The 13,704-nt window shown below is 42.3% G+C and carries 25 protein-coding genes and 1 rRNA gene; 11 read left to right on the forward strand and 15 right to left on the reverse strand.

Features of this window, described 5'->3' with window-relative positions:
- The first annotated feature begins 68 nt into the window (after positions 1-68).
- A 5S ribosomal RNA gene (rrf, locus tag DS2_RS10280) occupies positions 69-182 on the forward strand.
- 274 nt (positions 183-456) lie between these two features.
- Here rrf and DS2_RS10285 read toward each other — a convergent pair.
- The 15 genes from DS2_RS10285 to DS2_RS10350 are packed head-to-tail and all read right to left on the reverse strand — an operon-like array spanning position 457 to position 9,124.
- Positions 457-939 (reverse strand): hypothetical protein, encoded by a 483-nt coding sequence (locus DS2_RS10285; RefSeq protein WP_051479786.1) that lies wholly within the window; start codon positions 937-939, stop codon positions 457-459.
- Positions 936-1,310, reverse strand: coding sequence for a Mor transcription activator family protein (locus DS2_RS19875; RefSeq protein ID WP_051479787.1), 375 nt, complete (start codon positions 1,308-1,310; stop codon positions 936-938). Before DS2_RS19875 ends, DS2_RS10285 begins: the two co-directional genes overlap by 4 nt.
- Positions 1,303-1,797, reverse strand: coding sequence for a phage protein GemA/Gp16 family protein (locus DS2_RS10295; RefSeq protein WP_051479788.1), 495 nt, complete (start codon positions 1,795-1,797; stop codon positions 1,303-1,305). The genes DS2_RS19875 and DS2_RS10295 overlap by 8 nt, the downstream gene beginning before the upstream one ends.
- 34 nt (positions 1,798-1,831) lie before the next feature.
- A complete protein-coding gene (locus tag DS2_RS10300) occupies positions 1,832-2,089 on the reverse strand; it encodes a PapB/FocB family fimbrial expression transcriptional regulator (protein ID WP_035014681.1) in 258 nt (85 codons plus the stop codon).
- A gap of 36 nt (positions 2,090-2,125) precedes the next feature.
- Positions 2,126-2,401, reverse strand: coding sequence for an HU family DNA-binding protein (locus DS2_RS10305; RefSeq protein ID WP_035014682.1), 276 nt, complete (start codon positions 2,399-2,401; stop codon positions 2,126-2,128).
- A gap of 53 nt (positions 2,402-2,454) precedes the next feature.
- Positions 2,455-3,075, reverse strand: a complete 621-nt coding sequence (locus DS2_RS10310) for a DUF3164 family protein (protein WP_035014683.1) — start codon at positions 3,073-3,075, stop codon at positions 2,455-2,457.
- Complete coding sequence (locus DS2_RS20570) at positions 3,065-3,220, reverse strand: hypothetical protein (RefSeq protein WP_160168556.1); 156 nt, start codon at positions 3,218-3,220, stop codon at positions 3,065-3,067. Before DS2_RS20570 ends, DS2_RS10310 begins: the two co-directional genes overlap by 11 nt.
- A 19-nt stretch (positions 3,221-3,239) precedes the next feature.
- Positions 3,240-4,478 carry an ExeA family protein gene (locus tag DS2_RS10315; protein WP_035014684.1) on the reverse strand — a complete coding sequence of 413 codons (1,239 nt, stop codon included), beginning with the start codon at positions 4,476-4,478 and terminating at the stop codon, positions 3,240-3,242.
- Positions 4,479-6,293 (reverse strand): DDE-type integrase/transposase/recombinase, encoded by a 1,815-nt coding sequence (locus DS2_RS10320; RefSeq protein ID WP_035014685.1) that lies wholly within the window; start codon positions 6,291-6,293, stop codon positions 4,479-4,481.
- Positions 6,294-6,302: 9 nt separating this feature from the next.
- Positions 6,303-7,298, reverse strand: a complete 996-nt coding sequence (locus DS2_RS19880; RefSeq protein ID WP_051479789.1) for a hypothetical protein — start codon at positions 7,296-7,298, stop codon at positions 6,303-6,305.
- A 9-nt stretch (positions 7,299-7,307) separates the two neighbouring features.
- Positions 7,308-7,601, reverse strand: a complete 294-nt coding sequence (locus tag DS2_RS10330) for a hypothetical protein (protein WP_035014686.1) — start codon at positions 7,599-7,601, stop codon at positions 7,308-7,310.
- Complete coding sequence (locus tag DS2_RS10335) at positions 7,594-8,073, reverse strand: hypothetical protein (protein ID WP_035014687.1); 480 nt, start codon at positions 8,071-8,073, stop codon at positions 7,594-7,596. The genes DS2_RS10330 and DS2_RS10335 overlap by 8 nt, the downstream gene beginning before the upstream one ends.
- Positions 8,066-8,488: a hypothetical protein gene (locus DS2_RS10340; RefSeq protein ID WP_035014688.1), complete on the reverse strand. Its 423-nt coding sequence runs from the start codon at positions 8,486-8,488 to the stop codon at positions 8,066-8,068. Before DS2_RS10340 ends, DS2_RS10335 begins: the two co-directional genes overlap by 8 nt.
- Entirely contained in the window at positions 8,481-8,837 is a 357-nt protein-coding gene (locus DS2_RS10345) for a hypothetical protein (protein ID WP_035014689.1), read from the reverse strand. The genes DS2_RS10340 and DS2_RS10345 overlap by 8 nt, the downstream gene beginning before the upstream one ends.
- A 17-nt stretch (positions 8,838-8,854) precedes the next feature.
- On the reverse strand, positions 8,855-9,124 hold the full coding sequence (locus DS2_RS10350) for a transcriptional regulator (protein WP_035014690.1): 270 nt from the start codon (positions 9,122-9,124) through the stop codon (positions 8,855-8,857).
- A gap of 124 nt (positions 9,125-9,248) precedes the next feature.
- Here DS2_RS10350 and DS2_RS19885 point away from each other — a divergent pair, with 124 nt between their 5' ends.
- The 10 genes from DS2_RS19885 to DS2_RS10400 all read left to right on the forward strand — a co-directional run bounded on the left by DS2_RS19885 (position 9,249) and on the right by DS2_RS10400 (position 13,702).
- Complete coding sequence (locus DS2_RS19885; protein ID WP_051479790.1) at positions 9,249-9,647, forward strand: helix-turn-helix domain-containing protein; 399 nt, start codon at positions 9,249-9,251, stop codon at positions 9,645-9,647.
- A 16-nt stretch (positions 9,648-9,663) separates the two neighbouring features.
- Positions 9,664-10,269, forward strand: a complete 606-nt coding sequence (locus DS2_RS10360; protein WP_051479791.1) for an ORF6C domain-containing protein — start codon at positions 9,664-9,666, stop codon at positions 10,267-10,269.
- 36 nt (positions 10,270-10,305) lie between these two features.
- Positions 10,306-10,806, forward strand: a complete 501-nt coding sequence (locus DS2_RS10365) for a zinc ribbon domain-containing protein (protein WP_035014692.1) — start codon at positions 10,306-10,308, stop codon at positions 10,804-10,806.
- A 111-nt stretch (positions 10,807-10,917) separates the two neighbouring features.
- The gene (locus DS2_RS10370; RefSeq protein ID WP_035014693.1) at positions 10,918-11,196 is read left to right on the forward strand and encodes a hypothetical protein; all 279 of its coding nucleotides are present in this window, start codon (positions 10,918-10,920) and stop codon (positions 11,194-11,196) included.
- A 62-nt stretch (positions 11,197-11,258) separates the two neighbouring features.
- Positions 11,259-11,909 (forward strand): hypothetical protein, encoded by a 651-nt coding sequence (locus DS2_RS10375; protein ID WP_035014694.1) that lies wholly within the window; start codon positions 11,259-11,261, stop codon positions 11,907-11,909.
- Between the two features lie 133 nt (positions 11,910-12,042).
- Positions 12,043-12,663: a glycosyl hydrolase 108 family protein gene (locus DS2_RS10380; RefSeq protein ID WP_035014695.1), complete on the forward strand. Its 621-nt coding sequence runs from the start codon at positions 12,043-12,045 to the stop codon at positions 12,661-12,663.
- The gene (locus DS2_RS10385) at positions 12,656-12,883 is read left to right on the forward strand and encodes a hypothetical protein (RefSeq protein WP_035014697.1); all 228 of its coding nucleotides are present in this window, start codon (positions 12,656-12,658) and stop codon (positions 12,881-12,883) included. The genes DS2_RS10380 and DS2_RS10385 overlap by 8 nt, the downstream gene beginning before the upstream one ends.
- Positions 12,876-13,100: a TraR/DksA C4-type zinc finger protein gene (locus tag DS2_RS10390; protein WP_035014698.1), complete on the forward strand. Its 225-nt coding sequence runs from the start codon at positions 12,876-12,878 to the stop codon at positions 13,098-13,100. The genes DS2_RS10385 and DS2_RS10390 overlap by 8 nt, the downstream gene beginning before the upstream one ends.
- A 1-nt stretch (position 13,101) precedes the next feature.
- Positions 13,102-13,413, forward strand: a complete 312-nt coding sequence (locus DS2_RS10395; RefSeq protein ID WP_035014699.1) for a DUF2730 family protein — start codon at positions 13,102-13,104, stop codon at positions 13,411-13,413.
- Positions 13,403-13,702, forward strand: coding sequence for a hypothetical protein (locus DS2_RS10400; protein ID WP_035014700.1), 300 nt, complete (start codon positions 13,403-13,405; stop codon positions 13,700-13,702). The genes DS2_RS10395 and DS2_RS10400 overlap by 11 nt, the downstream gene beginning before the upstream one ends.
- Positions 13,703-13,704: the final 2 nt, after the last annotated feature.

A 13,704-nucleotide genomic window follows, 5' to 3' on the forward strand; every position in this document is an offset into this window, starting at 1 on the left:
TGAGAGTAGCACACTGCCAGGCTTATAATTCATTAAACATAAGAAAAACTAGAAATTACCCAGTTTTTCCTGATGACGATAGCATTGTGGCACCACCTGATCCATTTCGAACTCAGAAGTGAAACACAATAGCGGCGATGGTAGTGTGGGGTTTCCCATGTGAGAGTAGCACATTATCAGGTCCATATTAATAACCCAGCCCATTGGCTGGGTTTTTCATTGGCTGGGTTTTTTGTATATATAGCTGAAATTCCATTTGGAAGTGTATCGATGCACAACCGTGTTTCCCAAGATCCTATTTGGTATGTCTACATGATACGAGCAGACGATAATGATCTAACTTAAGATAAATAACCAATAAATTTGCGAAAAATTGCGGGAATATGTGAAATTAAGTGGGATTGCGTGTGACATAATATAATTAAAAAATAAAATACGTAACCATTGAAGGGCTGGCTAATTACCAGCCCTTTTTTGATTTTTGAGCTTGTTGAAGTGTTCTTGTTGTTGAGCTGCTAATTCAGCAGCAGTGTATTGGCGAGTAGTGGCTTGAATAGAGCCGACAGTTGATTGCGTTACACTGTGATAGTCATTTTTTCGAGTCTCTATCACGCTTTTTAAATAAGCGTGGTCTTTTAATGGTTTTGCACTTCCTTCGACGCGTTTAGCTCGTATTTGCTGTACCGTGGCGTCACACGATTCTGATAAGAGTTTGCGGTGTGGGTGCATCATTAATACCTCTTGTAAAAGCTTTAATGCTCTAGCGTTGTTTAAATCGCTTTTAGCTGGTTTAAATAACGAGAGATAGGACAGCAATGAGGGAGCTGCCCAACCTTCAAGCTTTGCCACTTCAATTAATAGATCTCGTCCCGCCTGGTCTTCAACTAGTGACAGCAAATCAATGTGGGTGTGGCATACAGGGCAACGAGCAAGTTTCATGCGTCCCCCTGATAGAACATATCAGCTTGTGGCAAGTCGTTATGCTCGCGTTTATGCTGCAAAATTTGTTTATAAATGCGGTAAATATGTTGGATAGAATAACCGTATTTTTTAGCCAGCTCTGCTTGGTTGTTGCCAGTAAACTCTTCAAAAATTTTCATTTGTTGCAGCACAGCGTCCAAGTTTTTGCCTTTTGGGATATATAACACCAAACCACCATGCTGTTTACGCACATAATCAACCGCATCCCACGCACATTTATTGGCCGTTTCTTCACTGACGCCAGCCTTTATTAAAGACTCAGCCAGCTGAGCAGACATACACATTAAAAACTCAGAACCTTGTTTTTCTTTTACGACAGAATCAGCCATTTGCAACCTCTTGCATGCGTCTTTTTTGCCATTTTTTAAGGCGGTTAACGATAGGATGAATGCATTTAGTTGGTATGTTGTTGAGTGTGCGTGGTTTAGCAACTTTCTCTGGCCAGTTGTCTTTTAATTGATTCCAAGTGTAATTAAAAATTGCTTCCTCAGAGCGAGACTCTATAAAACCAGCATCGCACATTTCAAACCAAACAGAACGTAGCTTGTCATGAACAGTTCCGCGACCTTTAGGGCTGAAATAGCCAGCAGGCTTTTTGCTAGTACGTTTTTTAGAGGTTGCTTTAAACCCAAGGTTTTTCAAATGTTCTAAGTAATTAGCCAATTCAAGCCGAGTCATTTTGGTTGTAGAATTGGTTCGGTTGCTGGAAAAATGCAAACAGTTCACGCGATGAACATCATCGTCAATTTTAAGCTGCGACTTGGCAATATGAATTAATTGTATATACTGGCTTTGTTGCTTCAAAAATGTCTTCATAAAATCCTGCCCTCAATCAGTTAACCGATGTAAATTAAATTTGTTTTTTGAAATGTGCCCAGTCTAGTTCTTTGATTTGCTCAACTATTTGGGCTATTGAATTAAGTTTTTTGTACGCACGAACAAAGTTTTGCTGCTGTACGTTATTGATATGAGCTGCATGGCTGGCCTTAAACCCTCTAACCAAGTGGTCATGCAAAGCTGCTTTTATATCCTCACTCTCAATTTTAGTGAGCTTTAAAAGCAACTCTAAACGTGCTGCAGATTCATTGCCTTGTACTAAATAGTTCATTGAAGTTCCAATGCCCCCGAAGGGGCAAAATTAAGATTAAGAATTCACCGCGTCTTTTAAGTTTTTGCCAGGCTTAAACTTGGGCAATCTAGCCGCTGGAATAGTGATGGCTGCACCTGTTGAAGGGTTGCGGCCTTGGCGTTCTGCACGTTCTGACACACTAAAGGTACCAAAGCCAATCAGTTCGACTTTGCCGCCGCTGGCCAATTCAGTTTGAACCGTTTCAATAATTGAGTTTAAAGCACGTGTTGCACTGGCTTTAGAAATATCAGCACCTTCAGCGATAGCAGTGATTAATTGAGATTTATTCATAATAGATTTCCTATTTTTGGTTTATGTAAAAGATTTAAAATTTAAGCTGGCACTTACGCGCCAGCCAGGTCTAACGAAATTGGTACATACTGCTGGCTGTCGCCAACACGTTTGTACAAACGTATGTAACTTTTGCTGCCAACAACTTGCAAAGCTTCAGACACAGCGGTCATTGCAGTTAACCAGCGTTTGTCTTTAATATCTAAACGACGTAACCCCAAAACACGAGCCGTATTAATTTTGCCTTCTTTGTCTACATCAAAGGCGCGATCAATAATGGCTTTAAGCTCTGGCACACTGTCTTTTGTCCATTCTTTAAGGCACTCGTCAATCAATTCGCGAGCTGCTTGTAAGCGTTCATCAAAGGCGATGTGTTCTTGTATTGCGCGAACAATTTTGAATTGACCATCAAAGCTGTGCAAAGTCACGTTGCCTTTTTTACCACCCAACTTAACGTCATATTGTTCAGCAGATAGCTCAACAAAAGCGTCAATATCCGCAAACGTTGAGGCTCTAAATTTAATTAGAGCCTCTTGCAACTCTAAAGCTTTGCTAACAACTTCTAAAACTAAATCATTGCGTGCTTTATCTATGGGTTTAACCATGTTTTCGGGTACAAGCGAACCCTTAGCGTCTTGCCAGTAACCGTCAGGTATTTCTTTTTTATCTAACATCTGAGTCCTCACGCTTTTTATTTTGATCTTCACCGTCACCGCAGCAGCTCGGGCAAGTTAACTCATTATCAACAATAACCAACTCGCCTGTAACACCGTGCCAGCCGCACAAATCACATTGCAGTTTCTCTTGAATAACACTCATGTTTGCCTCCCAAAGCGGCCTAAGCCGCGCCTCTACATTTACGAATAATTGCAGCCGACACCAAAGGTTCAGACACTCTAGCGGCTATATTCATAGCTTCATTACATAAATTGTTAACGTGCAGCTGATAAGTCATATCAACAATTGAATTGCTACGGTTAATGCCGTTGCTGCGTGAGCCACACAAACGCTGTTTTATTGCGGCAATAGCATCATCTGAAAACACATCACCAAACGACTTACGAGCGCGGCTTAATTTAAACTCAATATAAGCTTGGGTTTCGTCACCCAGGGCGCGGGTTTCCATACGCTTACAGCGCCAGCTGAATTCGCGAGTGTTACTGCCGCTCAAAGTTTCGTGTAGCTCAGGTTGGCCCAGCAAAATAACCCCAATCACCTTAGTTAAATTACCCGCGGCCTCGCGCAAACATTTAAGCTGTTTGATCACTGAATAATGCAGGGCATGCGCTTCATCCACTAAAAACACAAAGCGCTTACCTTCTTTGGCTAGCTTCTTAACTTCACGGCGAATTAACCGATCGCGTTGTTCAATAGACTGAGGCACCGAATCAATATGCAAAGCTTCAAAAACCGCAGCAGTTACCGAGCTAGTGGTAATGCGGTGTCTGTCTAAAGTAGCAGGCTCAATAATGTCACAATACGGATGCTCAATTTCCAACTCCTCAACAAACAACTCCTTTAAAATCGACTTACCGCTGCCGCACTCACCAATAATGCTGATCATGCCACCCGTTGTTGCAGCGCTTAGCATGGCTTCTTTATTCATTAATAAGCTTTGGTTTAAGTAAATGTCCTCTAAACAATTGATCTCGTTATCAAACGGCTGACCAGCTAAACCAAAATGTTTAAGTGTGTTTTGCTCCAGCATTTCATTCTCCGGTGCTATAAATTCAGTGGAAGGTGCCTCGGCTTGAGCCTTGGTTCGTTTCATATGCATGGCTTCGTGTACTTCAGTTACGGTTACGCCGCCTTTGGTATCTTCAGCCCAAATATCGCTAATGTTTTCAGCGGAGCACTCAAGCTTTTCAATAGCAAAAAGCTCACATGCATTTTTAATTTGAGCGCAAAAATTCTCACGTTTTGGCCATTCGTTGTTCTTAATAATGCGGTTAATAACCGCAGGGCTAACTTGAACCCCTATAGTTTTGGCAAACGAGCAAATATCTTTTTGATTAATGCCTCGTGCAGCCAATAGTCGCCCAAGCTTTAAATGCCAGGTCTTAGGTATTGCGGACATCTAGTGGTCTCCAACTACTTTTAGTTGAGGTCGCGATAACGCGCCCGATTTAACATACTGTGCAATTTCGTTTAATTTCGATGGGTAAACCTCCTGGTCGTTAATCCACTCTGCCTCGGCAACACTGAGTGGTCGGTCGATAATTTCGCTAATTTGCATACGAGCATCTAAAGCATCTAAGCGTTTTTCACCTTTTTCAGGTATAAACATTTCAGGTACATCAATTTCATGCCCCTTAGTTGCAAAAGCGGCTGTGTGCTGAATATCTTTTAAATGACTATGCGCATTTATCTCGCCGTTAAATGGTGTGTCATGTTTTTTGCGGGCTTTCTCTGCATCTTCTTGGCTCAAGCCAGCGTAAGCCAACGCATTGGCGGCTTTCTTATTGCCGTCAATTTGGTCATCTGCTAAAGCCGCGTAACCCTCACCAATCACACTGCCAGCTAAACTAAAGCCAAACTCGTCTCGTTCGTCTACTTGCACCTGGTGCACAATCTCTTTGCCAGACAAAGGATCTTTAGTGAAAACTAAAATGTCGGTAGAGCCGTCCAAAATAATCGGCGCAACTCTGACCTTTTCACCAATTAACACCCCGAGCAAACCCTCCAACAAATAAGGTACGCTTGTGCCAATAGCCGGGTGAACAAAGGTGATCACATAATTGTTTTTAACCTTTCGCTCAACTGGTTCGTAGCTCAACATATAGCGGCAAATTTGCTCAGGTGGGCAAATACGCAAATGCTTGCTGTAAGCTGCAGTATGAATTGTGCGCCATACATCTAGGCGGCTTTTATTGGTTCTACTTAGTTTGGCGTCGTAGTTAGGAATAAGGTCTGCGTTGTAAGCGTTTTGCCAAGCAAATACAGCATCGTTCATTTCATCTACCGATTTAACTGGCTCTAGCAGCAAACGGCTCTCGAAGAGTTTTTCAACAATATTGTTGGCATTTTCAACCTGACCTTTTGCGCGTGAGTTACCAGTGTCATGCGTTCGCAGGTCAACATTCAGCGAATCACACAAACGCTTAACTGGTTTAGCAATATTGGCCGTGCCTCGGTCTACATATAAAATGTACGGCAAACCATGTGCTTCACGTTCTTGCTGTTTAATCCAACACCATAGGATAAAGTCAGCAACAAGCTGCATACTTTCGCCCGCCGCGCTGTAATACTTAACCCATATATGCCCGCTGGTGTGGTCAGTACACACATAACGCCATACACGTAATTTGGCTGTTTTACTAAATGAATCAGGCTTATTCTTATAAAAAGCAGATTCATCCGCCAAGTTTTGAAATACGTTTGAACCTTTCACCTTTTTGCTTTCAGGATCGTAGTAAATCACACAGAGCGAAGGGTCAATTTGATGCACATGATTTGGATGCAAACTGCGCAACTGGGTAGCAGCTGAATCGCGCTGCATTGCCTTAGCATTCATATTACGTTCACGCAGCAGCCTATTCACAGTGCTTTTACTCATAAAGTTGTAACCGTTTTGGCTAAGAATAGAAATAGCATTAGGTACTTCCATCATCTGTTTACCGTTGCTTCTACTGCCTGTATGCAAAGTCGCGGCAACCATTTCCAGTGCGGTTTCGTCTTGAGCCGTTTTGCCCTTGTCGCTTCTGGTTTTACGCTTGCTGTATTTCAGCCCATGTTTATCCATTTCTCGGTACAGCTTGTGGTGATTCGACCAGCCAAAATAAGCAAGCGCATCACTAATGATGCTTTGTTTTGTGCCGTGGGCAGCTTTTTCTAACTTCAAAGCAAAGTTGCGTAAGGCATCAAAATATTCATGGTTTAAAGTGGCTGACATGGTGGCTCCTTACTCAGCATTTACAGGCGTAGCTAACTGTTTAATTAATTCCCAGTTTGCTTTCGGTTGGTTGGCAAAGTTACCCATGCTGTGATCAAACTCGTCAAACAAGGCAGCAGCTCGTTGCAGAGCTTCAAAAAAAGCAGTGTGCGCTTGTGGTATGGCAATCTCTAACGCTCGTTCAAAAGCGGCCTCTTGTACTGGGTTATTGCATTCCATCAGCTTGGTGTTTAGCTGTAGCGCTAAATCCGACATTTGCATACCAGCCTCAACCACTCTTAACGCAGCTTTTTTGGCTATTTCTTCAATGTCTTTGGTCAACTGCGAATAGTCGTTAGGCTTGAGGCGCTTTTCTTCTAACTTAATTCTTAGTGCTTCAGATTCTTGCTGGGCCTTACTATACAAATCGCGGTTGGCATTAAGGTTGGCTTTTAAACTGTCTATTTCTTTAGATTTATTCGCCAGTTCAGACTCTTTATCGTCTAACACCTTTTGGTGTTTTTCGTCCAAATCATTTATAAGCTGTTGGACGTCTTCTTTAGTCACTTCTGGTTTAGACGTATATTCAGCCACAATCGCTTGTTCGTCTTCTGGCAGTTTGCGAGCTAGGCGCAGAGTTTTGGTAGAAACTCCTATACGTTCGAACGTTTCCGCAGCTTCAATGCCAAACTGATTGGCGTTTTGTAGACGTTCATTTACTGTATTTTTGTGTGTGCCAATGAGTAAACAAAATTCATCAAAAGAACCGACCATCGGCCGTTTCTCGCCGTCAATGTCAACAATTCTTCCCTTTAAAGCCTTGTAAAGCTTATGTTCTTTGATGTATTGCAATTTTTGCAAAGAGACGACGTCGGTCATTTTTGAAAACGCCTCGGCCATTTGAATCTGGCCGATAAGCTGGTTTATTTCATCTCGGCCTTCACCATAACCATCGTTTAATTTTTGGTACAAAGCCGCTTCTTCGGCCGTGGTCATTTCCATTACATCTTTGTTATCTGTAGTCATTATTACCCCCTAAAAGCCAGCGTATGTAGACGCATCCTGGCGCAATTGCTCACGTGCAACACGCAGCGAATGTTCAACTTTATGTGAAAGACCACCCACTCTAGGGGTTAAACGATATAAACGATTATTGTGAGGGGTTTTCTCTGCCCACTCGGCTTGCATAAGGTTGGCAAGAATGCGGCCAGCCTCGGTGCTTTGTACGCCTAAAGCTCTGGCCAATTCAGCTTGGCTAATGCCGTGGCAAATATGCTCAGCTAAAAGTTCGATAGCAGATAAGGTTCTAATTATTTGATTGCTAGCCATTGTGATCTCCTAACAAGCTAGGTTGCTTAAAATGTTCTAGTTCAGACTTGTGGTAAGCTAAATCTTGCAGCGCAGCCATAATCATGTTGGTTGTTTCGTCAACGCTGCATTCACCGTTGTAAAAGTTAATAATTTGGCTGCCTACTTGAGCCAGTGCGACTTGTAGCTCAGCCAGCTCTTTGGCTTCGGCTTTACGCCCTGTAGGGATTTTTACCAACATAAACCCCTGCGAAGCAGCGCTATACTTAGTAAACAAAGGAATGCCACAAGTTTGCTCAAACGCTATCAAACGGTTTACCGGTAATTTTGCATCCGCTAGGTAGCCATACATCTGCGACTTACTAGCCATTCCGAGCCTGTCCATAATGCGTTCTACGCTTAAATTGTGTTTCTCTTTGGCGTGCTGTAGGCATTTGTCTAATGCATCTACCGGGTCGTGGCCTGATACATACTTCCAATTGCGTCTAGGCATGTTTGCCTCCAGACATACTAATAACTGTTCGTCCGTTATCGTTGCGCTCACGCACAAAAACAAATTCGCAAATGTCCTGTTTCGATGTCACCAAACTGTTGCTTAAATTAGCTGCATACACATACAACGAAAGAGCATCAAAATGGCTACCCGAATCGAAAAACCAACACAACTTCAACGTGAGCAAATTGGCTGGCCGAGTCAGCTTGGCTTTGTAAGGTTTACACAAACTCGCAATGTGTTCATCAGTGGCAAGCAAATTAGCGAAGTTAGGTGTTTGCTCAATACTTTGCTGAGTTACGCGCCACAGCAACGTGTGCTCTGTGTTCAATTGGGTTTGAGCGCTAGGTGCAATGTAATGCTTGCGTTGCAAACTTTGGTTTGGCGTAAGTGGTGTACAAATAGCGCTAGCCATATTTCACCTCCGTGTTGGTGCAGCTACTTACTAGCGCCAATCGAACTGACGGAAAACACACAGCGGTTTTTTGTCGGCTCTCTAAGCAATGCGGAGGCGTAACCATGCCAAGTGATTCAAGCTTGCGTCGTAACTCGCGGCAGTACCTTTTGCTTACGCCAAGGGCGGCGGCCATGTCTTTAAACTTCATGTCGGTTTGGCAAAGTTTGGTTAAATTTCGCATTAAGCGGCGGTGCTCTGTGCTAATACGTTTTGCCAAAATTAGCGAGTGGCATGCTTGCAACTGTTGCCGTTGCTGGTTGCATAAATTAATCAACTCAGCGTGGCTTAAATTATTTAAGTCGGTCATTGGGGGCGTCCTTGTGGTTAGCTGGCTTGTGCGAATAATTCGCGCAATTCTGCAACTTTGGCTTTGCGGGCTTTGCCTACGCAGCGTTTTGAATTGGCAATGGCGGGAAATACTTCTTCCAGTGGCTTTTCAATTATTTTGCAAACGGCTTCTGCAATGGTGCGAGACTTGTTATGGCCACCAATTAAACCAGACACAGAGCCTAAGCTTACGTCTAACGCATCGGCGATCATGGACAAGGTGTAGCCTTTATCACTAATGGCTTGTTTGATTTCTTCGGAATTCATAGTAAATTACCTCTTTGGTTTACCCTGTTGCGTGGTTTTGGCGAACGGTTGCAGCAGGGTTTGATAAAGTTCGAGATAAATATAGGGTGCATATTTGCACCTGTCAATATAAAAAGGTGCAAATATGCAATCTTTTTTGTTGTCTGAGAGAGAACGTCTCGGTTTAAAACAGAAAGACGTTTTTGAATTTATAGGTGTAAATAAGGCGACTTATTACCGCTGGGAGTCTGGTAATCCAATTCCCTCAGACAAATTAAATGAATTGTCAAAGCTAGGCTTTGATGTGAATTACGTGGTAACAGGCCAGCGTGATTCGGTGGCTATAAACAAACAAAACTACGACAGAGCAATGCGTATAGTGATGTTGTACGTCATTAAATCAGGCCGAGAAGTGGCCGACCCAGACATGTTTGTGCAAGTGGTAAACGAGGTATATCAAGTTATTGAGTTTTGCGAACAAAATAACAAAGAAATTGATCAAGTCGAAATTGGGGCAAAGGTAATAAATTTATTCGCAGCATAACGGAAAAGGAGCAGTAATGGACAACGATAATAAGATTGTTGAGGAGTTATTAAAAAACAACAACGTTCTATCGTTTGAAAAAATGTTGAAGCAAAAAAGGGCTAGCGGTGAGCGTTCGGGTACAACCATAGGCAACGGCAATATCATTGCCGGAGGTAGTATTTCCATTAACCAGCCGCCAGCTATTCAACAGATTATGGTAACGCCAGGCGAGCAACATATAACAGATGCTCAAGCGTATGAAATAAAAGAGTTGGTGCGTCAAATAGTTGTACTCGAAGCGCACGTAAAAGAAAAGCCCCGCGGCTATGCCGCTGTATGGGCTAGCTTTAAGCGCAAATTTAAATGCACTAAATACCAGCTATTAACGCAAGAGCAATTCGACCCTGCCATTAGTTATTTACGCCAAACAATTGGCCGTTTAAGTCGCTCTGTAAAAGCCAAGCAGTCGCCAGAATGGCGAAAGCGTAAGTATTCGTTTATTCATACCAATGTTAAAAAGTTAGGCATTGAGCAAGAACGAAAAGATTACATGGCCATTAACTTTGGAGCCGAGTCGATGAAAGAGCTGAGCGATAGAGAATTGGAACAGCTGTACAATTGGGTTGCTAAGTTGAAGTGAACTGAGTTTTACGTTTATAAATTACAAGGATTAAACATGGCCGTTAAAGTAATAGAGTGCCCTGAATGTGGTAAAAAAAATGTCGCTAAGGCAGCAGAATGCATTAAATGCGGAACAGTATTAAATGAGAATACGTATCAAAATAGGTTTAAACGCAACAAGCAAGGAAATGGAGTTTTTGCCAAATTGATACTTGGTGTTTGTGTACTTGCTGTAAGTGTTATGGCTGGGTTTATTTCAAATAAAATTTTCAGCTCTAATATATCGTTTTTCTCGGGTGAATATCAGCCGCTCGCTGAAATTGTGCAAATGTATTTGAAAGATCCTTCAAGTTACAAGCACTTGGAAACTCAAATTGTTGAATTAACGGAATATAAAATTTTAGTTACACTCACATACAGTGCCACTAATTCATTCGGTGCGCGGTTGAAAAGTTCTGCCAAGGCTACTTTTAACCTGAATGGAACGCTGATTGAATACCAAGAATCCCCGTTTTTTTGTAATTTGGATTTGTTGGATTGTCAGAATAATTATTAAGGGGTATAAAGTAATTACATTTTCAATTAGCAGCATTGGAAAGTGCTGAGAGATTAAACGATAACTAACGGCTGTTTTATATGGTTTAACAATTGATATGAGGGTACGGTAGTGACTAATCTTTTGAAAAATCTTCTACCCCAACAGGGTGAAATTTTAACAATCAAGGAATTGCTAAAGCACTTCGAAGACAACAATATTGTTGTATACAAGAAAAAAGGGCACGAAGTGGTTTTTGATGATTCATTTAGAAAGGATTTGGAAAGTTTATTGGAGAGCCAGTGCATCACGAATTTACAAGGCCAAGCATCAATGCAGGAAATTGGTCTAAGAATTGGTGTCAAAGGGTCTTTAGTTATTGAGGATAATACACAGGTTCAAATTAATTAGGTTTAATTTAATCAGCTCAAAAGGGCAAGAGCCACGTGGTATAGGCAACGCAAAAGGTTTGTATGAATAGTAAAGGGCTATTAATTTTTTTGGTTTCATCAGGAATAGTGTACTTTCTTTTTGCAATTATGAAAATCTCGCAATGTGTATCGGTTGAATTAATGCAGTCGTTTGTCACTAGCTTGGCTGTTGGTATGCTTGCGTTGGGGGGGATTGTATATGCTCAATGGCAATTTAATATCCGCCAGGAGAAGCAGTTTGCAATGGACCACCAGCAAAAACTTGATGATGAGTTAAGGAGGCATTTGTATACGCTGTATAAGGCTTTGGGTGAATTGGAAATTGTTATTTCTGACCAATGTGATATTGGTTTATCCAATCCAAACGTTACTGCTAAGGTTGCCAATAAAGTCGATGCTGCTAGGCGTGTACTGGAAACACAATTATTAGAATGCGAGAGTATAATAACAATTTTATGTTTTGATGAAAGGGCGCTCGGCTTACACAATTATATTGACGAACTTCGGACTATGGCCTCCTCTTATGTTAATTTATACGCAAGAAGCAGTAATAATAATTCGTTTTATGCTTTTGTTGGTAGCGCGTATACCACGATGCTATTTCGTTGGCAATCTACCTGCTACGCAACCTTAACAGACATAAGGCTAAGTATTGTGAGTACTGGGCGAAATATAAACGAATTTAAGCGCTGATTTTTATTTTATAAACTCAGTCGGACATAAAAACACTGTTACATAGTAAAAACCTTTAACCCAAGTTACATGACCAAAATTAGCTAGCTATTCCATTCTATAGCCACGTTTTTAAACAAACTCCGTGGCTATAATGAATCCCCCAAAAAAACACCAAATTTTACAAGCTGAAAACCCAGGGTTTGATATTTCAAACTATCGGTTTTTAATGCAATACCCTAGTGCGTTTGTTGACGCAATACTCTTTGTATTGGTTGTTGAAGGCGCTTTAAAAAGTAATGGTGGCCAAACCAACCAGCATAACGACAAAGGCGGTTTAACTCGCTTTGGCCTTAGCCAAAAATATAACCACGAAATTGACGTAACCAAGCTCACGTTAGAAAGCGCAGTGGCGCACTATCACAAAAAATATTACCTATACCCACGCATAAACCTACTACCTGTTTACCTGCAGCCGTCTGTATTTGGCGCATACGTTAATGCGGGTGTAGATGAGTCGATTAAATTTTTGCAAATAAGCTGCGGTGCCGCGGCTGATGGTGTTATTGGCCCTCAAACCGTTAGCCATGCCAGCGGGCGAACGCCAAGCGCTTTACTGGCCGATTTTTTAAGCCGTCGGGGGGCGGATTATAGCCTGACTGCTGCGAGCGATTGCAGCCAGTCGGGCTATTTACGTGGTTGGTTACGCCGTACCTATTTGCAGTTGCAATACTCCATTGCCATTAGCGAAGAACAGGAGGCCACCCATGGCTAAAGTATTTCGCGCTGTACTTATTGCGGTATTAGAAAAACTACTTATGGCCGCCATTACCGTTGATGTGTTGCTGCCATTGGCTATCAAGCTATTACGTAAAGCCGCAAAACTTTCTACCAACAAAGTGGATGACCAATGGGTTGATGGCATTGAAAACAAGTTAATTGAAAACGGTGATTTACCACCCAAACCACACACCAAGGACACGCCAAATGGATAACGCCGACAGAGCGCAAGACTTAATAGAAATGCGTACAAACCATGCCTTGCAAGCCAATAAAGCTAAATTTAAAGGCGCGGATATAGACGAACCCTACTGCCTAGCGTGCGGCATTGAAATACCCCAAGCAAGACGCAAGGCCGTACATAACTGCGAATACTGCATTGACTGCCAGCAAGAACAAGAGCTGCGCCGTCGCCAGCAACTCGGGGGCTAACATGGACTTTATTATGGAATGGTGGAAAGCCTTTATTGCCATAGCCTGCGCCATTGTTGGAGCAGGCGCACTGGCTTGGCTGCGTAGCACCTTTGTTAGCAAAAAAGAATTTGAGCAGCACAAGCAGCGTTTAACGGATATTGAAAAAACCATTGAAGACCTGCCCAGCTCAGAAGATTTACACGAACTGGACAAGCGCTTAATTGAAGTGGGCGGCAAAATAGACTCGCTCACCCCGCAATTAAACGACGTTAAAAAACTAACTGATTTACTAATGGAAAACGAATTAAGAGGTGCGCGCAATGGCGATTAACCAAATTAAGTCTGAGCATGTTCGGCTTAGCATTTTAATTGCATTAAGCGAAGACGCTGGCTATCAACTTAACAGCAGCATGATTGGCGACATACTCAAACACTATCACTTAAAAAGTAGTCGTGACGAAGTGCATACCGAGCTAGCTTGGTTAGAGCGCAATGGCTATGTAAAGCTTGAAAAACTCAGTGCCAACACATGGCTTGCAACTATTAGCCAGTCAGGTGTTGATGTGGTTGAAGGTTCAATTGTCGTGCCTGGTATAAAACGCCCAAGCCCGCGGAGCTAACC

Origin of the sequence: Catenovulum agarivorans DS-2, assembly GCF_000568405.1 — a bacterium.
GTDB classification, from domain to species: Bacteria; Pseudomonadota; Gammaproteobacteria; order Enterobacterales; family Alteromonadaceae; genus Catenovulum; species Catenovulum agarivorans_A.